This window comes from Sanguibacter gelidistatuariae (genome assembly GCF_900096585.1).
Classification (GTDB): Bacteria; Actinomycetota; Actinomycetes; order Actinomycetales; family Cellulomonadaceae; genus Sanguibacter; species Sanguibacter gelidistatuariae.
On the sequence record NZ_FMYH01000006.1, the window covers coordinates 179066 to 201739 of the forward strand.

The window sequence follows — 22674 nt, forward strand, 5'->3', positions numbered from 1 at the left end:
GTCAGGACTCCTTGGTGGTGTGCTCGGTGGTGGTGTGCTCGGTGCTGTCGGCGGCCGAGCCGACGACGGCACCGAGGTCTCCCCCGGTGATGAAGCAGGTGCGCTCCCCCGTGTGGCACGCCGCGCCGATCTGGTCGACCTCGACGAGCAGGGCATCGCCGTCGCAGTCGATCGAGACGGCCTTGACCCACTGGACGTGGCCGGAGGTGTCGCCCTTGCGCCAGTACTCCTGGCGCGAGCGGGAGTAGAAGGTCACGCGGCCCGAGGACAGGGTCCGGGCGAGCGCCTCGTCGTCCATCCAGCCGAGCATGAGGACCTCGCGCGTGTCGTGCTGCTGCACGATCGCGGCGACCAGGCCCGCGTCGTCGCGCTTGAGGCGCGCGGCGATCTCGGGGGTGAGGGAGCTGACCGGGACGGGGGTGGAGGGAAGCGGGGTGGGGGTGGAGGGAAGCATCGACACCGGTGCATTCTCCCACGGCCCGGCCGTGCGGTCACACCCTGACCATTGCTGCTGTGCTCGGGCCGCGCCGGCTGCTCCCCCGGCGTCGCGCCGGGCTCAGCGCACCTGGGAGACCCAGGCGGCGTGCATCCTCGCGTAGTGACCGTCGGCCCCGACCAGGTCGCGGTGCGCCCCGACCTGGGCGATGCGCCCCTCGTGCACGACGACGACGAGGTCGGCCGCCTCCGCGGTCGAGAGCCGGTGCGCGATCGTGATCGTCGACCGGCCCTGGGTCAGGGAGTCCAGCGCCCGGGCGACGCGCACCTCGGTCACCGGGTCGACGGCGCTGGTCGCCTCGTCGAGCACGAGCAGATCGGCCCCGGCGAGGTAGGCGCGGGCGATCGCGACGAGCTGGCGCTCCCCGGCGGAGAGGGACTCCCCTCGCTGGCCGATCTGGGTGGCCAGCCCGTCCGGGAGGTCGGCGACCCAGTCGGTCAGGCCGAGGTCGGCGACCACCTGGTCGAGGAGCGTGGCGAGGACGGCGTCGGGCGGGGTGGTGGGCAGGGCGGTGAGCCCGGCGGTCGCGGTCGTGCTCGCGGTGGCGGGCGCGGCGTCGGGCACGGCGTGTTCCGGCGCTGCGCGGGCGGGCCGGTGCCCGTAGGCGATGTTGTCGGCGAGCGACCCGTCGAAGAGGAAGCCCTCCTGCGGGACCATGACCACCCGGGCGCGCAGGCTCGCCGCGCGGATGTCGCGCAGGTCGGTCCCGTCGAGCAGGACCCGGCCGTGGACCGGGTCCATGAGTCGGGTGGCGAGCTTGGCCAGGGTCGTCTTGCCCGAACCCGTCGCACCCACGACCGCGACCCGGGTGCGCGGGGGCAGCACGAGGTCGATGCCGTGCAGCACGGGCGCACCGTCAGGGTAGGCGAAGGTGACGCCGCGGAACTCGATGCCGGCCGGCCCGCGGGGGCTGTCCACCCCGTCCGCACCGGGGTCGGCGACCAGGACCGGGGTCTCCAGGACGGCAAGCACCCGACGCCACCCCGCGACCGCGTTCTGCAGCTCGTTGAGGATCTCGGTGGCCATCTGGACCGGTCCCGTGAAGAGCTGGACGAGGAAGAGGAAGGCGAGCAGCTGACCGATGGTCAGGGTCCCGCCGACCCCGAGGTACGTGCCGGCCACGACGACCGCGCTGAGCACGATGTTCGCGACGAGCACGCCCGAGGAGAAGACGACCGAGACGAGGTTCTGGGCGCGGATCGCCGAGCGCCGGTGAGAGTCGATCGCACCGTCGATGCGTCGCTGGGTGCGCGCGCCCACGCCATAGGCGCGGATCGTCTCGGCCCCCACGACCGCCTCGGAGACGGCTCCGAGCATGGCGCCGACCTTGGCGCGTACGGCGGTGTAGGCGTGGTTGACCTTCTTCTGCGCCGGACGCAGCACGAAGAAGAGCGGCACGAAGCACACCCAGACCACGATCGTCAGCTGCCAGGAGTAGAAGGCCATGAGAACGGTGGCGGCGAGGATCTGCAGGACCGAGACGAGCAGCATGATGCCGCCCCACTGGACGAACAAGGAGATCGTGTCGACGTCGCTGGTCACCCGTGAGACGAGCGACCCGCGACGCTCGGTGCTCTGGGACAGCACGGACAGGTCGTGGACGTGTCGGAACGCCTTGACCCGCAGCGAGGCCAGGCCGGCCTCGGTCCTCTGGAACAGGCGCACGTTGACCAGGGCCGAGCACACGCCGGCGAGCAGCAGCACGACCGCGGCGCCCGAGACGAGCCAGGCCACCCGGGTCGTGTCTACCCCGCCGGGGGCCAGGATCCCGGTGTCGACGGTCTGCTGCACAGCGAGCGGCACGACGATCCGGCCCCCCGCGGCCACGACCGCCAGGAGCAGCGTGATGACCACGCCCTCGAGGATCTCGGGCGAGACCTGGACGCCGCGCCGCAGGGTCGCGAAGACCCCGAGCTCGCTCGCGGAGGCGATCGCGCCGGTGTCGGCCGCTCCTACCTCGGAAGCGTTCTGTGCTGGCACACCTTGTGCGGCCCTTCGCGCGGCGCTCACGCTTCTTCCTCCCGTCGGGCGGCCTCACGCTGGTAGGCCAGCGCTAGGTCGCGGAATCCTTCGTCACGTTCGATGAGCTCGTGGGCCGGGCCGGTGTCGACGACCGCCCCCGACTCCAGGTGCACGACCCGGTCGGCCAGCGCGACGCTCGACATCCGGTAGGCGACCATGACGACGGTCGTCCCGGAGCCGGCCCGCAGTCCGGCCAGGATGCCCTGCTCGACCTCGGGGTCGACCGCGCTCGTGGCGTCGTCGAGAATGAGCAGCCGCGGCCGGCGGACCAGCGCCCGCGCCAGCGCGACGCGCTGACGCTGCCCGCCCGAGAGGTTCGCCCCGCGTTCCCCGAGCGGGGCGTCCAGGCCCAGCGGGAGCGCACGCACGACGTCGGCCACCCGGGCCACCTCGAGGGCGGCCCACACCTCGTCATCGGTCGGGCGGTGGGGGTCGTCATCGTCAGCCAGGGTGATGTTGGCGCGGATCGTGTCCTCGAAGATGAAGGTGGTCTGCGAGACGAAGGCGACCGCCCCGGTGACGTCCTCGGCTATGAGGTCGCGGACGTCCACGCCGTCGAGCAGCACCTGCCCGCGGCTGGGGTCGGAGAGTCGGCTGAGCAGCGAGACGAGCGTCGTCTTGCCGGCCCCGGTCGGCCCGACGACCGCGACGGTCTCCCCCGCGGCGACATCGAGGGTGATTCCCTTGAGCAGGTTGACGTCTCCGGTCGCGCTCGGAACGCTCACCCCGACGTCGTCCAGGCGCACCGCCAACCCCTCCGCCGGTCGCTGAGTGCGGCCGAACGGCTGCCTTGCGGGCGATTTGTCCAGCCGTTCGACCGCACTCAGCGATCCGGGGAGGGGACGGGTGCCGGGTGGGAGGGCGCCTCGAGCGTCGAGGACCTGACTGATCCGCTCGTGGCCGACGAGGCCACGGGGCAGCTCTCCGAGCACCCAGCCGAAGGCGCGGACCGGGACGGCCATCATCGTCAGCAGGTAGGCAGCCGAGACCACCTGGCCTGTCTCGACCGCCCCGCCCTGGACCCGGTAGGTCCCCACGAGCAGGACGAGCAGCGTGCCCAACGGGGGCAGGAACTCGATGATCGGGTCGAAGAACGCCCGGACCGTGCCGACCCGGACGTTGGCCGCGCGCAGCGCAGCGGTGCGCTCGGCGAAGCGAGCCTCCTCGCGCGCCTCGGTGCCCAGCGCCTTGACCAGCAGCGCCGCCTCGAAGCTCTCGTGGGCGACGTCGGCCACCTCGGCCCGCAGCTGCTGGGCGAGCGTGATGGCCGGTGACATGTACTTCTGGAAGACCAGGTTGACCAGAACCGCGACGGGCAGCACGCTCAACGCCGCGACGGCCAACCAGCCGTCCAGGCTGAACAGGGCTACGGCGGCGATCACGATCATCACGCACACCCCGAGGGCGAAGGGCAGGGGGTTGAAGACCCCGGTCGCCGCCTCGACGTCGGAGCTGACGTTGGAGAGCAGCTGGCCGGTGGGGTGCGCGCGGTGCCAGGACATCGGCAGCTCGAGGTACCGGGCGGTGACCGCTCGACGGTGCCTGGCCTGCAGGTTCGCGACACCGATGCCAGCGAAGATGCGGCGGGCGGCGACGCTCAGGGCGAGGGCGACGCCGACGGCGGCCAGGGCCGCCCCGCCGACCCAGGCCCGCCCGGCGGGTGTGGCGTCGTTCATCGCCGGGACCACGATCGTGTCGGTCACCTTGCCCAGGACCTGACTGACGGCCACGGTCAGGCCGCCGAAGAGCGCCGACGCGCCGATCGCGAAGACGTAGATGCGCCACTCGGCGCGGATCCCCGCCCCCATGAGCGCCAGCGAACGACGGGTACGACCGCCGGTGAGGGCATGGGTGATCACGAGCTGAGCCGTCCTAACCGAGGGGAACGTAAATCTTCTCACAGGCGCCGGTCCCCATACGTGCCACGATGGGCAGATGGCAACTTCTTGGAACGTCGACGAACGTGCTGGTCTCGCCCGAGTCCTGGCCGATCTTGGGCCGGGCCTGCCGACGCTGTGCGAGGGCTGGCAGACCCAGCACCTCGCCGCCCACGTGGTGCTGCGTGACCGCACGCCATGGGCGCGCACGGCGCGGCGGACCGAGGAGATGGCCGAACGCGCACTGGACCGCGACGCATTCGACCGGCTCGTGGCGGCGATCGCCGAGGGCCCGGGTCGGCTGTCGCCGGGCACCTGGGCTGGGGAGGCGATGAACCTGATCGAGTTCTACGTCCACACCCAGGACGCGGTCCGCGCGCAGCCGTCCGCGGGCGACGGGCCTCACGATTCTCTCGACCCGGCGCACACCGCCGCACTGTGGGCTCAGTTCCGCCGCTTCGCACGGTTGCTCTACCGGCCCGCACCCGCCGGGGTGATCCTCGCGGTCGACGATGGGCCACGCGTCGTCGCGCACCGGCCGCGCCCCGGTCACGGCAGCGTCGTGGTCTCCGGGCCGGTCACCGAGCTGATCCTGCACGGCTTCGGCCGCGGCGCCGCCTCGGCCGTGCAGATCTACGGCAGCCCGGGGGACGCAGACGCCCTCAGCGAGCGGTTTCCCGCACCACGATCCCGTCCGCGGCCATCGCGTCCTTGACCTCGCCGATCGTCAGCCGGCCGAAGTGGAAGACGCTCGCGGCGAGCACGGCATCCGCGCCGGCCTTCGCTGCGGCGGTGAAGTCGGCTGCGCTGGATGCGCCGCCGCTCGCGATGAGTGGGACGCTCACCCGGCTGCGCACGGCAGCGAACATCTCGAGGTCGAAGCCGTCGTAGGTGCCGTCGGCGTCCATCGAGTTGAGCAGGATCTCCCCCGCACCGAGCTCAGCCGCCCGGATGGCCCATTCAACAGCGTCGATGCCTGTCCCCTGGCGGCCTCCGTGGGTGGTGACCTCATAGCCGGACTCGGTGCGCACGTCGCCGGTGACCCGGCGGGCGTCGACCGAGAGCACGAGCACCTGGCTGCCGAAGCGGTCGGCGATCTCGGAGAGCAGCTCGGGTCGGGCGATCGCCGCCGTGTTGACCCCGACCTTGTCGGCGCCGGCACGCAACAGACGGTCCACGTCGTCCGCGCTGCGCACCCCGCCGCCGACGGTCAGCGGGATGAAGACCTGCTCGGCGGTGCGGCGCACGACGTCGTAGGTCGTCTCGCGGTTCCCGGAGGAGGCCGAGACATCGAGGAACGTCAATTCGTCCGCACCCTCGGCGTCGTACTTGCGGGCCAGCTCGACCGGGTCGCCCGCATCCCGCAGGTTCGCGAAGTTCACGCCCTTGACCACCCGACCTGCGTCGACATCAAGACACGGGATGACGCGGACAGACACAGACATGTTCCCTGCTTCCTCGAATGGGCGAACGACTACGGCACGCTACCTCATCCGGTCGGCGCCGCCGGTGACACGGCAAGTATGTCGACGACGTAGACGAGGGTCTCGGCAGAGAGGTCGTTGCCGCTGGGACCGAAGCCCAGCCCGGGTGGGACGACGAGCATGACCTGGCTACCGACCGGCAGGTCGACGAGCCCCTCGTCGAATCCTTCGATGAGCTGGTCGGCACCCACAGTGACCGTCTTGGGCAGGCGCCCCTCGCCCCACGTGGTGTCGTAGACCTCTCCCGTCGACCATTTCACCACGACGAACTGGATGACGACCTTGCTGCCGCTGGGCACCTGCTCCCCGGTCCCACGGACCACCTGGCGCACGACAGGCGCGGTCGGGGCGGGCTGGTCGGAGGGGATGGTCACAGTCGGCGCGCCGACGCCGTCGTGAGCGACGACGGGCATGCCCGCCTCGGGGGCGCTCAGGTCACCCACGGCGCGGGTGGGCAGGATGTCGATGCTCGTGACGATCGGCACGCCGTCCGTCTCGACCGCGTGCAGGATCCGGGCGCCGACCCGGTGACCGGAGAGCACGTCGAAGAGGTCGGAGCCGATCGCCTCCTCGGTCAGCAGGTAGGGCACCGGGACTGAGAGGAAGTCGTTGCGCGCGGCGGTCCCGTCGGTGCCGTTCTCTGAGTAGACCCGCAGCAGCACCGGCTCCCCCTCGACGACCTCGTCGCCATCCCCCTCCCAGACCACCTCGGTGATCGGGGCATCCAGGGTGAGCGGCACAGGGTAGTTCAGCTCCGGGGCCTCGGCGGCCGTGCCTGTGATCGACACGACCGCGGCGGTCGCCTCGGACGTGGGGGCGTCGTCGGGGGACGGGCCGCAGGCCGCGGTGGCTGTGAGCAGACCGACCACGGCGCAGCACGTGACTGCTAGAGCTCTTGGTTTCCGTAGGCGCATAGGAGTCCTATCCTACCGAGGCCGCGATGAAGGTCTCGTAGAGGAGGCCCGCTACATGCTCTCGATCAGCCGGTCCACGCGCTCGTCGATGCTCTGGAAAGGGTCCTTGCACAGGACGGTCCGCTGTGCCTGATCATTGAGTTTGAGGTGCACCCAGTCGACCGTGTAGTCCCGCTTGGCTTCCTGGGCCTTCCGCACAAAATCTCCCCGAAGCTTCGCCCGGGTGGTCTGCGGCGGGATGGCCGTGGACTCGAAGACCTCGATGTCGCTCGCGACCTTGTCCACCAGGCCGCGCGCGGCGAGCAGATTGTACAGGCCCTCGGTCCGGGAGATGTCGTGGTAGGCAAGGTCGAGCCGGGCGATCCGCGGGTCGTCCAGCTCGAGGGAGTGCTTGTCCTGGTACCGCCGGATGAGCTGGTGCTTGATCACCCAGTCGAGCTCGCGCTCCACGCTCGTCAGGTTCCCCGACTCGAGCGCCGCCAGGCCTCGCTCCCACAGGTCGAAGACCTGCTTGTCCATGGGCGAGATCTCGCCGCTGTCCTCGACGAAGGTCCGCACCCGGTTGAGATACTCCTGCTGCAGCTCGATCGCGGTCACCGTGCGCCCGGTGGCCAGCACGATCGGCGCCTTGCCGGTCATGTCGTGGCTGATCTCCCGGATGGCCCGCATGGGGTTCTCCAAGGCCATGTCCCGCATGGGGATCCCGGCCTCGATGACACGCAGCACCATGTCGGTCGCGCCGACCTTGAGCATGGTCGTCGGCTCGGCCATGCTCGAGTCACCGACGATGATGTGCAGCCGACGGTACTTCTCGGCGTCGGCGTGCGGCTCGTCCCGGGTGTTGATGATCGGCCGGGACCTGGTCGTCGCGCTCGAGACGGACTCCCAGATGTGGTCCGCGCGCTGGGACAGGCAGAACGTCGCGCCCTTCGGCGTCGTCATGATCTTGCCCGCTCCGGTGAGGACCTGGCGGGTGATCAAGAAGGGCACGAGGATATCCGCGAGCCGCGCGAAGTCACCCTGGCGGCGCACGAGGTAGTTCTCGTGGCAGCCGTAGGAGTTGCCCGCGGAGTCGGTGTTGTTCTTGAAGAGGTGGATCCGGCCACCGATGCCCTCGAGCTCGAGGCGCTGCTGGGCATCGGCCACGAGGCCCTCGAGGATGCGCTCCCCGCCTCGGTCGTACGCGACCAGCTGGCGGACGTCGTCACACTCCGCAGTCGCGTACTCCGGGTGCGAGCCCACATCCAGGTACAGCCGGGAACCGTTGCGCAGGAAGACGTTGGAGGACCTTCCCCATGCCACGACCTTGCGGAAGAGGTACCGGGCCACCTCGTCTGCGGAGAGGCCCTGGCCGCCCGGGGCTGCGCACGTCACGCCGTACTCGGTCTCCAGACCGAAGATTCGTCGAGTGCTCATGGCGTCCTCACGTCGAAAGCGTTGATGTCGGAGGCGTTGATGTCAGGAGCTCCTCGAGGACCGGCCCGGCCAGCCGGCGGAAGGCCCGGCGCGGCCGGGTGCGGTCCAGGACCGCGACCTCCAGATGCGCCGCCGGGATCTGGCGCGGCTCGCCATCCGTGGCCGCGGAGCCGATCGGCGTGGCCAGGACCGTGCGCACGAGTGTGAGCACCTCGGGCAGGGTCATCTCGGGCCGCCAGCCCGTGGCCATCGCCTCCCCGAGCTGCTCGGCCTGGCCTCCCATGACCACGTAGCCGTGCTCGTCGCCGACCGATCCGTCGTAGGACAGCCGGTAGATCTGGTCCAGCTCGTGAGTGAGCCCCACCTGGGCCACGACGAGCTCGACCTCGAGCGGCTTCGACTCGGTTGTGAAGACCGTGCCCAGTGTCTGGGCGTAGGCGTTGGCGAGCCCCCGGGCGTTGACGTCGGACCTGTCGTAGGAGTACCCGCGCAGGTCCGCGTAGCGCACGCCGGCGACCCGCAGGTTCTCGAACTCGTTGTACTTGCCGACCGCCGCGAAGGCGATGCGGTCATAGATCTCGGAGATCTTGTGCAGGGCCCGGGACGGGTTCTCCGTCGCGAAGGCGATCCCGTCGTCGTAGGCGGCGACGACGACGGACCGGCCGCGGGCGATGCCCTTGCGGGCGTAGTCCGCGCGGTCCTTCATGAGCTGTTCGGGTGAGACGTAGAACGGCATGCTCATCGCAGGTCACCTCCGTGCTGCTTGCCGTGGACCGCGCGGGCGTTGCGCACGGCGCGGGTCCGCTCCTCAGCGATCATGTCGACCACGTCCTCGAGCTCGTCGTCGGGCACCCGGCGGAAGCCGTCCGCAGTGACCGTGGCCACAACCGGCCAGATCTTGCGGACGGAGTCGGGGCCGCCGGTCGCGGAGTCGTCGTCGGCCGCGTCGACCAGGGACTCCACGACCACACGGATGGCGGAGGTGGCGTCCATGCCGGCCCGCCAGAGCTTCTTGAGCGCGCCGCGGGCGAACACCGAGCCGGAACCGACGCTGTGGTGCTCGTACTCCTCGTAGCGACCGCCCGTGACGTCGTAGGAGAAGATCCGGCCGGCGTGGTCGTCGAGGTCGTAGCCGGCGAACAACGGGATGACCGCGAGGCCCTGCATGGCCAGGCCGAGGTTGCCCCTGATCATCGTCGAGAGCCGGTTCGCCTTGCCGTCCAGGGACAGCAGCGTGCCCTCGATCTTCTCGTAGTGCTCAAGCTCTAGCTGGAACAGCCGGACGAGCTCGATGGCCAGGCCTGCCGTGCCGGCGATCCCGACGACGGAGTAGTCGTCCGCGGCAAAGACCTTCTCGATCTCGCGGTTGGCGATCATCGAGCCCATCGTGGCGCGACGGTCCCCCGCCATGACGACTCCACCGTCGAAGGTCGCCGCGACGATGGTCGTAGCGTGCGGGGTCATGGGCACGGTCCCGGCCGGGAGCTGGCGGGACCCGGGGAGCAGGCTCGGGTCGTGCGCGGCGAGGAAGTCGACGAAGGATGCCGTGCCCGGGGTGAGGAAGGCGCGGGGGAACTTACCGGTGGGGTCCGCCATCGCGGATCACTGCCCGCCCTTCTGGACGAACCCGCGGACGAAGGACTCGGCGTTGATCTCGAGGACATCGTCGATCTCGTCGAGCAGGGCGTCGACTTCGGTGTCCCGGGTCTGGGCGGCGGCTACCGGGGCCGGGGCCGGGTCGACCTCGTCGGGCTCCCGGTCCTGCGACGCGTGCTGCTGGTGTTCCTGGCTGGCCATGTCATCCTCCTTGCATCCGCAGTGCTGGGCGACCCTGCGGCTCGACGAACTCCCATCTAACCCCATCGCAACCCGCGCAGCAGAGGTTTGTCCACAGGCGGCACGGACGTGTTGGGCATCTCGGCTGTTCTAGGGCAGTATCCCCGTCATGAGGCCTCCCCCACCCCGCGGACCGGAGCAGGTCGGGTGGCTCGACATGAGCTCCCTGACCGATCCCTCCCGCTGCCCCGCGTGCTCGGCCCCGCTCGCCGGCCAGACGTGCCAGGCCTGCGGGCTCGACGTCGCCGGCCCCGGCGGCCTGGCGCTCTGGGAGCTGTCGCAGGAGGTCGTGGTGACCATGGCCAGGCGCGCGGAGCTGATCGCGACGATGCGTATGCCGGTGAGGCCGCCAGCTCCGGCCCGGTCGCCGTATGCGCCTCGGGGTGCGTCCGCCGTGGCCGGTTCGTCCGTAGCAGGTTCGTCCGTAGCCGGTTCGTCCGTGGCCGCTGGCGCATCGACGCTCGCTGCCCCGCTGCCGGCGGTTCCGGTACCCGCCGTCCCGGCGCCACGCCTTTCCGCGCCCGCGATTCCCGCGCCGCAGCGTCCGACGCCGGCCCGGACGGGCTGGGCGCTGCAGACCATCCTGCTGGTGCTGGGTGCCACCCTGCTCGCCGGCGCGGGCCTCGTCTTCACCGTCTTCGCGTGGGGGCTTCTGCCGTTGGTCGCCCGCGGGGTGATTCTCGCGGGGGTGACTGCCGCCGTCTTCGCCGGGGCCCACCGCGCCGCGCGCGCGAACCTCCGGTCCAGCGCCGAGGCGATCGCGGGCCTCGGCTCGGCGCTCGTCGTCCTGGTTGCCTGGGTGCTGTGGACGGCCGCCCTGGCCGATGAGGTCAGCGGAGCGGTCGCCATGGCCGGGGCCCTCCTCGTCGCCGCTGTGGTCCTCGTGCCGCTCGGGCGGACGCTCACGCTCGCCACGCCGTCCGTGATCGGCCTGGTCGGCCTCACCCTCGCCCCTGCCGTGCTCGCGACCTGGATCACCTGGTCGCCCGCTTCGGCTCTCCTGCTCGCCGCCTCCGCTGCCCTGTGCATGATCGGGCAGCATCCCCTGGTCGCCGACGCACCGGCCACCCATGCACTCGCCGTGACTGCGCCGGCCGGCCTCGGTCCCGTCCCAGCCCCGTCCGCGCCGGTAACCCTCCGGCACGCCCACACGGCACTCACCGCTCTCGCACCGATCTACCTGGCCCTTTCGGCGTTCATCACGGCGACCAACCTCATCACCTTCGGCGCCGTTCAGACCCTCGCCCCGCTTGCCGGGATCGCTCTCGTGAGCGGCCTGTGGGCCTGGATCTGCGCCCCCACGCCGTCCGGACGCGTCTGGTCCGCGGCGACCGGGACCGCCCTCGCCCTCCTGGGAACGACTGGCGCCGCGGCGCTGCCCGGGGCGGCGCCGAGCCTCACCCTCGTGTGGCTCCTGCCGGTGGGCGCCGCCGCCGGCGTGGCCGCGTCCGTGGGCATCCTGCGAGCGCTGCCGCGTCTGGACGCGTCGGCGGCGCGCGCGGGCTGGGTCGTCTTCCTGCTCACGGGGCTCCTCCCCGGCACTATGACCGTGCTGGCTATCGTCCTCGCCCTGGCCTCGACCCAGGTCCCGCACGGGGTGAGCGGCCGGCTCGACGTGGTCCAGATCCTCGCCGGACTCGTGGTGATGGCCGCGGCGGCGCCGCTGCTTCACCTGACGGGTGGGCGCGTGGTCACCTCGTTGGCGCCGCCCCTCCTGGCCGCTCCGTTCCCCGCGCCGGGGCCGCTCCCTACGTACGTGCACCTCCCTGCCTACCCTCAGCCCCCCGCCTACCCACAGTTCCCTGCGGCCCCGCGACCTCGTAGCGCGTTCCCGGCGCACCCGATGGGCGTGGGCGTCGTCGCGTCGACGTTCCTGCTGCTGGGGCTTCCCCTGCTGATGCCGAGCGTCGTCTGGGCGGCCTCGACGTGGCTGGTTCTCGCGGCGCTGGTCTCCGTCGCCAGCACCCGGCTGTCCGCCAGCACACCGGGCGCCGGCTCCGTGCCGGTGGGTCTCGGGGGAGCTGGACCGGAACCCGATCTGGTCTGGGCAGCGGCGCGCGCGCCTGCGCCGATCCCGCCCGAGCGGCTCGCCGCCCTCGTGCGCGGGTGCGCTCAGGTGTTCTGCGCCGCGGCGGTGACCGTGGGGACCGTCCTCTCCTTCTCCCTCGCGGCCGGCGCCGACGGCTCGGTCACCGGTGACGCGGGCCGGGCCATGGTCGCGGCGTCTTTCGCCGTCGCCGGTCTGGTGCTGTGGGTCGCCCGTTCCTGGGTGCCCGAGGGCGCGGGAAACCGTGCGGCGCTGCTGTTCGGATCGCTTGTCATCACCTCCGTCGGGATCGGTATCCTCGTCCGGCTCGTGGTGCCATTGACCTCCATCGGGTGGTATGCGGCGCCGTTCCCCCTGCTCGTAGTCCTGGTCGCCGGGCTCGCGCGGCACCGAGGAGCTGTCCGTCCGCTCGGCGCGGATCACCTCGCAGCCCTGGTCGCAGCGGCGGTGCTGCTCGTCCCCGGACTCGTCGTCGGCGCATCGATCGCCCTGACCGCAACGCGGACGGATATCGGTCAGCCCCTCGTGTCCTCCCTGCTCGCGACGGCTCTGCTGGCCGCTGCGATCATCCTGGCGTGGCAGCTGGCCTTCGCCGCCCGGTATCCCGCCGGGGCCCGGCTGCGCGCCACTGCTGGCGCCCTCGTCCCGGTGCTGGCCACGGCGATCCTGCTCGGCCTGCGCCCGATCACCCTGGCCCTGGATCTGCCGCTCGCCGACCTCGACTGGTCGCTCGCCGTCCTCGGGCTCCTGGTCGTCCTGATCACGTGGGCGGGGTCGGCCGCGTCGCCGGCCGAGGCCGCCCGGCTCGCCTGCGAGGTCGCCGTCGTCATCCTCGCGGTCGTGACGACGGCCGTGGTCGTGGCTCACGGCGATCCCGCTCGGGTGTCGATCGCACTGTCGATCTGCGCCGTGGGGGCGCTCGCGTTCGCGGTCGTCTCTGGGCGACCGCGCTGGGGCTGGCTCGCCCTGGGCCTCGTGGTGTGCGCCTCCTGGGTGTCCCTGGGAGGCACGGACTTCCCGCCGGAGGCCTACACGGCACCCGGTGGGCTGGTCGTGGTCGTGGTGGGCGCCTGGCAGCTCGTGGCGTCGCTGCGCGCCGGCAGCCCCCTCGAACGCCCGATCCGAATCGCACTGGCCGGCCTGCTGGTGCTTGTCCTGCCGACCGTGCTCCTGGCGCCGTGGTCGAGCGAGGAGGTACGCGCTGTCGTCGTGGCGGTGTGCGTCGTGTGGCTGGGGCTGACCGCCCAGCTCCTTACGATGACCGTCGCCTCACGGCTGCGCCCCCTGATCGTCGGGCTGACCGTGCTTGGACTGGTCGGCGCGGCCGTCGGACTGGGCGGCCGCGCCGTGGCGCTGGCCAGCCAGGTGGCCTCCGGTTCCGGGGATCCAGGCCCGACGACGCAGCGCCCCGTCCTGATGATGGGACTGTGGACCGCGGCGGCCGTGGCGAGCACCGCGGCGGGGGCCGTCCACCTCGCCCGCACGAGGTTCCCGCGGACGGCACCCGTCAGCACGCGGCCATCCGTCCTCGCCGGCGACCCTCGGGTGTGGGCGGTCACCGCATGCATGCTCCTGCTCACCGCGCCGATCGGCCTCCTGGTGACCCGGGGATACTTCGAGACCGCGACCGGGTGGGTCACGGGCGGCCTGGTCGTCGGCTGGGGGGTGGCGGCTCTGCTCGGCACCCCGCCCGGCGCACCGAGAGTCCGCTCGCCCCTGGAGTTCACGCTCCGCACGGTGCCGGCCCTGGCCGGCGCCTACGTCACGGCGCTGCTCGGCGCGACGGCCCTGTCGGCGTCGGGCCTGGGAAGCATGCGCCCTGCTCTCTCTATACTCCTGACCTGCGCGGGGGCATTCGTCGCGGTGGTTGGCGTGCGCGCCGCACAGGTGGCGCCGTCGTCGTCCACGTGGCGCACGGTGTCTGTCGGCGCGCTCGCGACGATCATCCCGACCACCTTGGCGATGTTCGGTGACCCGAGCGGCTGGTGGATCTCCGCGGCGATCGTCACGGCCGCCGTGTGGCTCGTCCTGGGCGTGAGCCTGCGGTGGCAGGCACCGGTGGCCTGCGGAGGCGTCGCCCTCGCCGTCCAAGCCGTGGTCCTGGCCGGTCCGCCCGCGCTGGCAGCGCTGTCCGGGATCCTGGGCTGGGTGATCCTGGCCGCAGTCGGCGGGGCGCTCCTCGCGCTGGGGCTGACCTTCGAGCGTCAGATCACGACCGCGCGAAAGGTGCTGCGCCGATACGCCGACCTCCGCTGAGGGTGACGCCCAGCCTCGCTCGCGGCCGGATCACCCCATGAGCGCGGTGAGGAACTCCCCGGCGTCGTCGTGCTCGGCGAAGAGGGCGCCGACGTGCTCCTGAGTGCCGCGCCACGGGTCCATCATCGGGACGCGCTGCAACGACGGGGCACCAGGAATGTCGAAGATCACCGAGTCCCAGCTCGCCGCGGAGATCTCCCCGGGGAACCGGGCCATCGCCTCCCCGCGGAAGAAGGCTCGGGTGTCGGTGGGTGGGTGCGCGACGGCGACGGCGATCTCGGCGTCGGTGACCAGCCGCTCGACCGCGCCCGCAGCGACGAGGCGGTGGTAGACGCTCCGTTCGGGGCGCACGTCGCACCACTGCAGGTCCATGGCCCGCAGCCGCGGGTGGTCCCAGGCGAGGCTGTCGCGGCTGCGCAGGCCTTCCAGCAGCCGCAGCTTGGCGACCCACTCGACGTCCCGGGCGCACGAGGCTCGGTCCGTGCTCAGCCGCGTGAGCACGCTGTCCCAGCGATCGGTCACGTCGCGGCTCGCGTCGTCCCAGCCGGTCACGTCGAAGACCCGCCGGATGACGTCGAGGTACCCGCGCTGCACGTCGAGGGCGGTCATCTGCCGTCCGTCGGCGAGGTCCAGGAGGGCGGTGAGGTCGAGGTCGCGGCTGACCCGGGCGACATCGGACACGGGGTCCTTGAGCCGCAGCGCGGCCAGCGCGCCGCGCGCCCCGGGGAGCGCGTCGAGGTGCTCGAGCACCCACAGCACGGCCGACGTCGTGCCGAGCTTGAGGTACGTCGCCGTCTCGAAGAGGTTCGCGTCGCCGATGATCAGGTGCAGGCGGCGCCAGCGCAGCCGGTCGGCGTGCGGCTCGTCGCGGGTGTTGATGATCGGGCGACGCAGCGTCGTCTCGAGGCCGACCTCGGCCTCCATGTAGTCGGCGCGCTGGGCCATCTGGAAGCCGGCGTCCTTGCCGGTCGCGCCGAGGCCGACCCGCCCGGACCCGGTGAAGACCGTCCGGGTCACCAGGAACGGGGTGAGCAGCTCGATGATCGTGGTGAAGGGGACCGCCCGGTCGACGAGGAAGTTCTCGTGCGTGCCGTAGCTGGCGCCCTTGCCGTCGATGTTGTTCTTGTAGAGCTGGATGTCCAGCCCCATGTGCGCGGCCACCTCCCGGGAGGCGACCAGCATGACCCGCTCCCCCGCCACGTCCCAGCGCACGCCGTCGAGCGGGTTGGTCACCTCAGGCGAGGAGTACTCGGGGTGGGCGTGGTCGACATACAGGCGGGCGCCGTTGGTGAGGATCGCGTTCGCAGCGCTGGGGTCGTCATAGGCCTCGGTCGTCGGTCGGGTGATGGACTGCAGCTCCTCGGCGGTGCCCGAGGGCGGGCCGGCGACTGGCCCGGCGGGGGCCGGGTGGGACGGGTCGTCGGTCAGCATCGAGGGGTGGGCCGAGGCACGTGGGACGTGGAAGCCCCGGGCGTCGAGCAGCGGGTCCTCGTCGTCGTAGTCCCAGCGGGCCCGTCCCCGTGCGCTCGAGCTGATGGCCCGGTACGCGGTCACCACCTGGCTGGACATGAGCATCGGGTTCGCCAGCGGGTTTCCCTGCTGGAGGACGCCGTACTCGGTCTCGATCCCCATCACCCTGCGTACAGTCACCCCCCAACCCTACCGACCGCCAGGGTGGGTCAGAGGTATTGGCCGGTGTTGGTGACAGTGTCGATCGTGCGGCCGGCCGCGTTCTTGCCCTTGCCGTCCTTGGCCTGGACGATCGTGCGGATGAAGACGATGCGCTCGCCCTTCTTCCCCGAGATCCGCGCCCAGTCGTCCGGGTTGGTCGTGTTGGGCAGGTCCTCGTTCTCCTTGAACTCGTCCACGCACGCGGTGATCAGGTGCTCCACCCGGATCCCCCGCTGACCTGTGGCGAGGAAGTCCTTGATCGCCGACTTCTTGGCCCGGTCGACGATGTTCTGGATCATCGCACCGGAGTTGAAGTCCTTGAAGTAGAGAATCTCCTTGTCCCCGGAGGCGTAGGTGACCTCGAGGAACTGGTTCACGTCGGAGTCGGCGTACATCCGCTCCACGACGCGCTGGATCATCGCGTCGAGGGCGGCCGCCACATCCCCGCCGTGCTCGGCGAGGTCGTCCGCGTGGATCGGCAGGTTCGGCGTGAGGTACTTGCCGAAGATCTCCCGGGCGCCCTCGGCGTCGGGCCGCTCGATCTTGATCTTCACGTCCAGGCGACCCGGGCGCAGGATCGCCGGGTCGATCATGTCCTCGCGGTTGGACGCGCCGATGACGATGACGTTCTCGAGCCGCTCGACGCCGTCGATCTCGGCGAGCAGCTGCGGCACGATGGTCGTCTCGACGTCGGAGGACAGGCCGGTCCCGCGGGTGCGGAACAGCGACTCCATCTCGTCGAAGAAGACCACGACGGGGTTGCCCTGGGAGGCCTTCTCGCGGGCGCGGGCGAAGATCAGCCGGATGTGCCGCTCGGTCTCCCCGACGTACTTGTTGAGCAGCTCGGGGCCCTTGACGTTGAGGAAGTAGCTCTTCGCCTGGGTGGCGGTCTCCACGAGAGCCGGGTCACCGCCGTCGGCCACCTGACGTTCCGCGGCGCGGCGGGCGACGGCCGCCGCGAGGGAGTTGGCGACCGCCTTGGCGATGAGCGTCTTGCCGCACCCAGGCGGCCCGTAGAGCAGGATGCCCTTGGGTGGGCGCAGCCCGTGCTCACGGAACAGGTCGGGGTGGTTGAAGGGCAGCTCGACGGCGTCGCGGATCTGCTCGATCTGCGGGCCGAGCCCGCCGATGTCGGAGTAGTCGATGTCCGGGATCTCCTCCAGCACGAGGTCCTCGACCTCGGCCTTGGGGATCCGCTCGAACACAAAACCGGACCGGGTGTCCACGGTGAGGGCGTCCCCGGCGCGCAGCGGCGCGCCGTCGAGGGAACCGGCCAGGCGCACCACACGCTCGTCGTCCGAGCGCCCGACGACGAGCGCACGGCCCTCGTCGAGCACCTCCTTGACGGTGACCAGCTCGCCGATCACCTCGAAGCCACCCGCGGCGACCACGACGAGGGCCTCGTTGAGCTTGACCTCCTGGCCGGGACGCAGCTGGGACAGGTCGAGGGAGGGGCTCGCCCCGACATGCATCTTGCGCCCGGCCGAGACGATGTCGAGGGTGCCGTCCCCGTGGTCGGCCAAGAACACCGCGTAGGTGCCGGGGGGCTTGGCGAACTCTTCGATCTGCTTGGTCAGCTCGATGATCTTCGTCCGGGCCTCCCCGAGCACCTGGGCGAGGCGCTCGTTCTGCGCCGAGAGCACAGCGAGGCGGCGGGCCTGCTCGAAGTCCGTGGGATGGGCCGGGACCGATGGCGATGGCATGTCACTCATGAGGGGCACCTCTTCCGCTGTCCGAGTTACGACCCTGTCACAGATCGTCGGCGACTGCTTCGCTGCCCGCGAGAGCCTCGGGTGACGATCCGGTAACACCGATGTTGTCGACGGCCTGGCCCACGTCGCGGCGCACGCGGCGGACCTTCTTGTCCGAGACGGACCGCTCGCCGAGGTCCTCGGCGCTCCATTCCTCTTCCGTCACGGGGTAGGACCCCTTCGACGGCCGACGACGGCGCACCGGAGCGTCGATCCCGTCGGCCATCCGGCGGGTCGTGATGAGGAAGCCGGTGTGGCCGACCATCCGGTGCTGGGGGCGCACGGCCAGCCCTTCGAGGTGCCAGCCGCGGACCATGGTCTCCCACGCCTCGGGCTCGGTGTACCGGCCGTCGTCGCGCAGGTCCTCGGCGAGACGGGAGAGCTGGGTGGTCGTGGCGACGTAGCAGATGAGCACGCCGCCGGGGGCGAGCGCCTGGGCGACGGCCTCGAGGTTCTCCCACGGGGCGAGCATGTCCAGGACGACCCGGTCGATCGTGCCCGGCTCGGCCACCTCGGGCAGCACGTCGGAGAGGTCACCGATGGACAGCTCCCACGCGGGGTGCGGACCACCGAAGAACAGCTCGACGTTGCCGCGGGCGATGTCGGCGAAGTCCTCGCGGCGCTCGATCGAGTGCAGCGAGCCGCCGTCACCGACCGCGCGCAGCAGCGACATGGTCAGCGCACCGGAGCCGACGCCGGCCTCGATCACCCGGGCACCGGGGAAGATGTCCGCCATGGCGACGATCTGGCCCGCGTCCTTGGGGTAGACGACGGCCGCGCCACGCGGCATGGACAGGGTGTAGTCGCTGAGCAGCGGGCGCAGCGCGAGGTACTCGATGCCGGAGGTGGTACGGATGACCGACCCCTCGGACTCGCCGATGATCTGGTCGTGCTCGAAGTACCCGCGGTGGGTGTGGAAGCTCGCGCCCTCCGCCAGAGTGATCGTGTGCAGGCGGCCGCGCGGATCGGTCAGCTGGACCCGGTCGCCGGCGCGAAAGGGACCACGACGCAGCTCGGCTCCGGTCGAGGTTCCCGCAGGAGTTCCCGCAGGGGCTCCCGTCTCGGCGGGGCGGTCGGACGTCGCGTTCGGTTCGTGGGTCACAACGGATCAGTCTAGATGCACCGCTCGGGCGACGTCCGCCGCGCGCAGCAGACCCACCACCCGCCCGGAGTCCACCACGACGAAGACTGGGGACCGCCGCGAGGCCTGGACGGCGGCCGCGTGGAAGGCCGCGCCGCGCAGCCCGCCGTCGACCACAGAGCCGGGCGGCAGCGCAACCATGACCGACCAGGCCTGGGTGGCCGCGGCCGCGTCGTCGGGCACCGCCGCGAGCGCGGCGTCGTCGACGTAGCCGACGGCCTGAGCGTGATCGACGAGGACCACCTGGGCCGGGATGCCGCCCAGCTGTGTGCTCCGGGTGATCTCCCGGACCTGGGCGACGGTGGTCTCGACGTCGACCGCCACTGCGGGCGCTGCGAGCCGGCGCGGGTCGAGGGCCTCGATCCGGGCGCGGGTGCGGCTCTGCGCGAGGGCGCCGGTCGCGGCGCTCCACATGAAGGACCCGATGAGGCCGGCCCAGACGACCATGAGGAGCTGAACCTGCTCCCCGCGCAGCGTCGGCACGGCGATCGCGGCCACGACCAGCCCGACGGCGAGAATCCGCCCCGACCAGGCGGCCGCGACGGTCCCGCGCAGCCGGGAGCCCGTCAGCGCCCAGACGACCGACTCGGCGATCTGCCCGCCGTCGAGCGGGAGCCCGGGCAGCAGGTTGAAGACCGCGACGGCCGCGTTCGCGAAGGCGCTGACGTAGAGCATCAGCGCGAGCGAGGAGGTCGCCGGCTGGGACTGGTAGCCGAACCAGGCGGCGGCCGCCAGGATCAGGTTGGTCAGCGGCCCCACGACCGCGATGAAGGCGGCGTTGAGCGGAGTGGTGTGGGCGTCGGAATAGGCGGTGTGCCCGCCCCAGAATGTCAGGGCGAGCTCGTGGACGGTCATCCCCTGCGACTTCGCAGCCAGGGCGTGGGCGACCTCGTGCAGGAACACCGACACCATGAGCATGACGACGAGGACGAGCGAGCCGGCGATGGCCTGTGACCCCAGGGCCGGGTTCATCGACCGGACGGTCGGGACGAAGAGGATCGTCAGCACCACGACCATGATCAGGGCCGATGGTTGGAGCTTCACCGGCGCTCCGGCGATCCGACCGATGACCCACCCTTGACGTCTGTCCACAGAGGCAACTGTAGGGGCCAGAGATGTCGGTGCCACGCCATAGGCTCGTCCTCATGGTCCCAACGCCTCCCGCGACTCCCCCGCCTTCCCCGACCCTTGCAGCTCCTGCAGCTCCTGCGTCTCCTGTGTCTCCTCGGCGCCCTGGCTTGTCCCCCTCCCGGGCCAACGACTTCTCCCAGTGCCCGCTGCTGTTCCGGTTCCGGGTCATCGACAAGCTGCCCGAGCCGCCGAGCTCCGCGGCGGTGCGCGGCACCCTCGTGCACGCGGTCCTGGAACGGCTCTATGACGCCCCGCTCGGGGAGCGTACGGTCGCCCACGCCCAGGGCCTGTTGCCGGGCGAGTGGGACCGGCTGCTCGAGGCCCGGCCGGAGTACGCGGCGCTGTTCACGAGCGAGCAGGAGTCTTCCGACTGGCTCGGCGGGGCCGGCAAGCTGCTCTCGACCTACTTCACCCTCGAGGACCCCAACCGCCTGGAGCCGGCAGACCGGGAGCTCTTCGTGGAGTCCCAGCTCGACGGCGGCCCGCTGCTGCGCGGGATTATCGACCGGATCGATGTGGCGCCCGACGGCGCCATTCGCGTCGTGGACTACAAGTCCGGGAAGTCGCCCCGCCCCGGCTACGAGAGCTCGGCGGTCTTCCAGATGCGCTTCTACGGCCTGGTGCTGTGGCGCGAGCGTGGAGAGATCCCGAAGATGCTTCAGCTCGTCTACCTCGGTGACGGTCAGGTTCTGCGCAGCGAGCCGACCGAGCGTGAGCTGCTCGCGACCGAGCAGCGGATCCGAAGCATCTGGTCGGGCATCGAGGCCGCGGCCACGAGCGGCACGTGGCCGACCAGGCGCACCCCGTTGTGCGGCTGGTGCGCGCACCAGAGCGTGTGCCCCGAGTTCGGTGGCACGCCGCCCGAGATCGACCCGGACGCGGTCGAGCGGGCGATCGGCATGCGGCCGGCGGTCTGAGCTACCGGTCGCCGATCTGGTCGATGACCGTCCCCGTCATCACCTGGTCCAAGAACTCCGGGGTGAGCGCGGCGAGGGTCGAGATCCGGTTGAGCCGCGGGTCGGCGATCACCGGGACCATGACCTCGATGCCCACCGGGACAGCCCCGCAGGCCAGGGCTGAGCCGATGCCGGCGGGTGAGTCTTCCACCGCGAGGCAGTCGGCCACCGGTACGCCCAGGCGTGCGGCCGCGGTCAGGTAGGCCTCGGGATGCGGCTTGCCGTGGGTCACCTCGTCGCCCGCGACGACGACGGAGAACACCCCCTCGGGCGCCTGGTCGACGAAGGCGTCGGCCAACGACCGGTAGGACATGGTCACGAGCGCGCAGGGCACACCCTGGTCACGGAGCCGGGTGAGGATCTCGATGGCGCCGGGCTGCCACGGGACGGCGGAGCGGACCGAGGCGGCCACCCGCGAGATGAGGTACTCGACGATCTCGCCCGCCTCGAGCTGGACGCCCGCGGCCTGCAGGACCCCGGCGGAGTGGGTCAACGGCATGCCGACCATGGCCAGGCCCTGCTCGTAGGTCCACTCCACGCCGTGCTCGGCGGTCAGCGCACCCTCGGCCGCCATCCAGTAGGGCTCGGAGTCGATGAGCGTGCCGTCCATGTCCCACAGGACTGCGGAGGGAAGGCGCAGGTCGTCGCCAGCGCGGCTGATGGGTGCACGGTTGTCAGGAGCAGCGCGCGCAGCGGTCTGGGAGGCAATGGTTGAAGGGGGCATCACCTCATCGTATCTGGTGTGCCTGGGAGCCCTTCAAGCCTCCAGGACTAGGCTGGTGGGATGACTGACGACCTGCCTCAGCCGGATCCTGGCGTCTCCGACACCGTCGAGGACGCGATCCTCATCGCCGCATTCGAGGGCTGGAACGATGCGGGCAGCGCGGCGAGCGCAGCCTTGGTGCACCTCATCGAGGTGTGGGGCGCGGACCTCGTCGACGAGCTGGACCCCGAGGACTACCTCGACTTCCAGGAGCACCGCCCGGTCGTGAAGACCATGCCCGACGGTCGGCGCGAGCTCACCTGGCCGACAACAAGGATCAGCGTGGCCGAACCCCCGAGGACCGCCCGACGGGTGGTCTTGGTGCATGGGATCGAACCGGCCATGCGCTGGCGCAGCTATTGCACGGAGATCCTGGACATCGCCGAGAGCCTCGGTGTGCGCACCGTCATCACCCTCGGCGCCCTGCTCGCGGACGTGCCGCACACCCGGCCCATCCCGGTCACCGTGACCTCGGACGACCCCTCGGTCCAGCACCTGCTCAACGTCGAGGCGAACACGTACGAGGGGCCGACCGGAATCGTCGGGGTGCTCCACGACGCCGCCCAGAGCGCCGGCTTCCACTCCCTCGCGGTGTGGGCCGCCGTCCCGCACTATGTTGCGCACCCGCCCTCGCCCAAGGCGACCGTGGCGATCCTCAACCGGCTCGAGTCCTTCCTCGGCGAGACCATCAACCTGGGCGGGCTCCCCGAGGACTCCCTCGCGTGGCAGAACGGCGTCGACCAGCTCACCTCCGAGGACCCCGAGATCGCGGAGTACGTCCAGCAGCTCGAGGAGGCCAAGGACACCGTCGAGCTGCCCGAGGCCAGCGGCGAGGCCATAGCCCGCGAGTTCGAGCAGTACCTACGCCGCCGCGACAAAGGCTCCTAATCCCGACCCCAGCACTCAGCGGATG

Annotated in this window: 18 protein-coding genes; 4 read left to right on the forward strand and 14 right to left on the reverse strand. The window is 71.3% G+C overall.

The annotated features are described in order from the left end of the window. Nucleotide 1: 1 nt before the first annotated feature. The 3 genes from hisI to BLQ50_RS13830 form a co-directional block, all read right to left on the reverse strand. A complete protein-coding gene (hisI, locus tag BLQ50_RS13820; protein WP_093185022.1) occupies nt 2-454 on the reverse strand; it encodes a phosphoribosyl-AMP cyclohydrolase in 453 nt (150 codons plus the stop codon). 102 nt (nt 455-556) lie between these two features. Further along, the gene (locus BLQ50_RS13825) at nt 557-2476 is read right to left on the reverse strand and encodes an ABC transporter ATP-binding protein (protein ID WP_093184709.1); all 1920 of its coding nucleotides are present in this window, start codon (nt 2474-2476) and stop codon (nt 557-559) included. A 26-nt stretch (nt 2477-2502) separates the two neighbouring features. After that, entirely contained in the window at nt 2503-4326 is a 1824-nt protein-coding gene (locus BLQ50_RS13830) for an ABC transporter ATP-binding protein (RefSeq protein ID WP_093185025.1), read from the reverse strand. A gap of 127 nt (nt 4327-4453) precedes the next feature. Between BLQ50_RS13830 and BLQ50_RS13835 the strand changes: the two genes are divergently transcribed. Then, nucleotides 4454-5110, forward strand: a complete 657-nt coding sequence (locus tag BLQ50_RS13835; RefSeq protein WP_093184712.1) for a TIGR03085 family metal-binding protein — start codon at nt 4454-4456, stop codon at nt 5108-5110. On the opposite strand, the gene hisF is transcribed toward BLQ50_RS13835, so the two are convergent. The 6 genes from hisF to BLQ50_RS13865 all read right to left on the reverse strand — a co-directional run bounded on the left by hisF (nt 5058) and on the right by BLQ50_RS13865 (nt 10006). Next, nucleotides 5058-5840, reverse strand: coding sequence for an imidazole glycerol phosphate synthase subunit HisF (gene hisF, locus BLQ50_RS13840; RefSeq protein ID WP_093184714.1), 783 nt, complete (start codon nt 5838-5840; stop codon nt 5058-5060). The genes BLQ50_RS13835 and hisF overlap by 53 nt on opposite strands. A 44-nt stretch (nt 5841-5884) precedes the next feature. Then, nucleotides 5885-6748: an FKBP-type peptidyl-prolyl cis-trans isomerase gene (locus tag BLQ50_RS13845; RefSeq protein ID WP_139185834.1), complete on the reverse strand. Its 864-nt coding sequence runs from the start codon at nt 6746-6748 to the stop codon at nt 5885-5887. A 96-nt stretch (nt 6749-6844) separates the two neighbouring features. Further along, entirely contained in the window at nt 6845-8209 is a 1365-nt protein-coding gene (gene pafA, locus BLQ50_RS13850; protein WP_093184720.1) for a Pup--protein ligase, read from the reverse strand. A gap of 7 nt (nt 8210-8216) precedes the next feature. Continuing rightward, on the reverse strand, nt 8217-8951 hold the full coding sequence (gene prcA / locus BLQ50_RS13855) for a proteasome subunit alpha (protein ID WP_093184723.1): 735 nt from the start codon (nt 8949-8951) through the stop codon (nt 8217-8219). Then, nucleotides 8948-9805, reverse strand: coding sequence for a proteasome subunit beta (prcB, locus tag BLQ50_RS13860; protein ID WP_093184725.1), 858 nt, complete (start codon nt 9803-9805; stop codon nt 8948-8950). The genes prcA and prcB overlap by 4 nt, the downstream gene beginning before the upstream one ends. 6 nt (nt 9806-9811) lie before the next feature. Beyond that, complete coding sequence (locus BLQ50_RS13865) at nt 9812-10006, reverse strand: ubiquitin-like protein Pup (RefSeq protein WP_093184728.1); 195 nt, start codon at nt 10004-10006, stop codon at nt 9812-9814. A 148-nt stretch (nt 10007-10154) separates the two neighbouring features. Here BLQ50_RS13865 and BLQ50_RS13870 point away from each other — a divergent pair, with 148 nt between their 5' ends. Then, a complete protein-coding gene (locus BLQ50_RS13870; protein WP_139185835.1) occupies nt 10155-14348 on the forward strand; it encodes an SCO7613 C-terminal domain-containing membrane protein in 4194 nt (1397 codons plus the stop codon). A 30-nt stretch (nt 14349-14378) separates the two neighbouring features. Here the strand turns inward: BLQ50_RS13870 and dop are convergent, their stop codons facing one another. The 4 genes from dop to BLQ50_RS13890 all read right to left on the reverse strand — a co-directional run bounded on the left by dop (nt 14379) and on the right by BLQ50_RS13890 (nt 20003). Continuing rightward, nucleotides 14379-15980 carry a depupylase/deamidase Dop gene (gene dop, locus BLQ50_RS13875; protein ID WP_093184733.1) on the reverse strand — a complete coding sequence of 534 codons (1602 nt, stop codon included), beginning with the start codon at nt 15978-15980 and terminating at the stop codon, nt 14379-14381. Nucleotides 15981-16027: 47 nt separating this feature from the next. Next, complete coding sequence (gene arc / locus BLQ50_RS13880) at nt 16028-17731, reverse strand: proteasome ATPase (RefSeq protein WP_093184736.1); 1704 nt, start codon at nt 17729-17731, stop codon at nt 16028-16030. Nucleotides 17732-17768: 37 nt separating this feature from the next. Next, entirely contained in the window at nt 17769-18782 is a 1014-nt protein-coding gene (locus BLQ50_RS13885; RefSeq protein WP_093185027.1) for a tRNA (adenine-N1)-methyltransferase, read from the reverse strand. A gap of 96 nt (nt 18783-18878) precedes the next feature. Then, on the reverse strand, nt 18879-20003 hold the full coding sequence (locus BLQ50_RS13890; protein WP_245701228.1) for a site-2 protease family protein: 1125 nt from the start codon (nt 20001-20003) through the stop codon (nt 18879-18881). Nucleotides 20004-20056: 53 nt separating this feature from the next. On the opposite strand from BLQ50_RS13890, the gene BLQ50_RS13895 reads away from it, so the two are divergent. Then, nucleotides 20057-20959, forward strand: a complete 903-nt coding sequence (locus BLQ50_RS13895) for a RecB family exonuclease (RefSeq protein ID WP_093184739.1) — start codon at nt 20057-20059, stop codon at nt 20957-20959. Between the two features lies 1 nt (nt 20960). On the opposite strand, the gene BLQ50_RS13900 is transcribed toward BLQ50_RS13895, so the two are convergent. Further along, nucleotides 20961-21722 carry an HAD family hydrolase gene (locus tag BLQ50_RS13900; RefSeq protein ID WP_093184741.1) on the reverse strand — a complete coding sequence of 254 codons (762 nt, stop codon included), beginning with the start codon at nt 21720-21722 and terminating at the stop codon, nt 20961-20963. A gap of 60 nt (nt 21723-21782) precedes the next feature. On the opposite strand from BLQ50_RS13900, the gene BLQ50_RS13905 reads away from it, so the two are divergent. Further along, nucleotides 21783-22649 (forward strand): PAC2 family protein, encoded by an 867-nt coding sequence (locus tag BLQ50_RS13905; protein ID WP_093184744.1) that lies wholly within the window; start codon nt 21783-21785, stop codon nt 22647-22649. The last annotated feature ends 25 nt before the right edge of the window (nt 22650-22674 follow it).

Bases quoted from the DNA above. Each gene is read 5' to 3' on its own strand.
- BLQ50_RS13835 (WP_093184712.1), top strand. From the start codon at position 4,454: ATGGCAACTTCTTGGAACGTCGACGAACGTGCTGGTCTCGCCCGAGTC.
- BLQ50_RS13865 (WP_093184728.1), bottom strand. From the start codon at position 10,006: ATGGCCAGCCAGGAACACCAGCAGCACGCGTCGCAGGACCGGGAGCCC.
- BLQ50_RS13905 (WP_093184744.1), top strand. From the start codon at position 21,783: ATGACTGACGACCTGCCTCAGCCGGATCCTGGCGTCTCCGACACCGTC.
- prcA (WP_093184723.1), bottom strand. From the start codon at position 8,951: ATGAGCATGCCGTTCTACGTCTCACCCGAACAGCTCATGAAGGACCGC.
- BLQ50_RS13870 (WP_139185835.1), top strand. From the start codon at position 10,155: ATGAGGCCTCCCCCACCCCGCGGACCGGAGCAGGTCGGGTGGCTCGAC.
- BLQ50_RS13830 (WP_093185025.1), bottom strand. From the start codon at position 4,326: ATGGGGGCGGGGATCCGCGCCGAGTGGCGCATCTACGTCTTCGCGATC.
- pafA (WP_093184720.1), bottom strand. From the start codon at position 8,209: ATGAGCACTCGACGAATCTTCGGTCTGGAGACCGAGTACGGCGTGACG.
- arc (WP_093184736.1), bottom strand. From the start codon at position 17,731: ATGAGTGACATGCCATCGCCATCGGTCCCGGCCCATCCCACGGACTTC.
- hisI (WP_093185022.1), bottom strand. From the start codon at position 454: ATGCTTCCCTCCACCCCCACCCCGCTTCCCTCCACCCCCGTCCCGGTC.
- hisF (WP_093184714.1), bottom strand. From the start codon at position 5,840: ATGTCTGTGTCTGTCCGCGTCATCCCGTGTCTTGATGTCGACGCAGGT.
- BLQ50_RS13895 (WP_093184739.1), top strand. From the start codon at position 20,057: ATGGTCCCAACGCCTCCCGCGACTCCCCCGCCTTCCCCGACCCTTGCA.
- dop (WP_093184733.1), bottom strand. From the start codon at position 15,980: ATGGGGATCGAGACCGAGTACGGCGTCCTCCAGCAGGGAAACCCGCTG.
- prcB (WP_093184725.1), bottom strand. From the start codon at position 9,805: ATGGCGGACCCCACCGGTAAGTTCCCCCGCGCCTTCCTCACCCCGGGC.
- BLQ50_RS13900 (WP_093184741.1), bottom strand. From the start codon at position 21,722: ATGCCCCCTTCAACCATTGCCTCCCAGACCGCTGCGCGCGCTGCTCCT.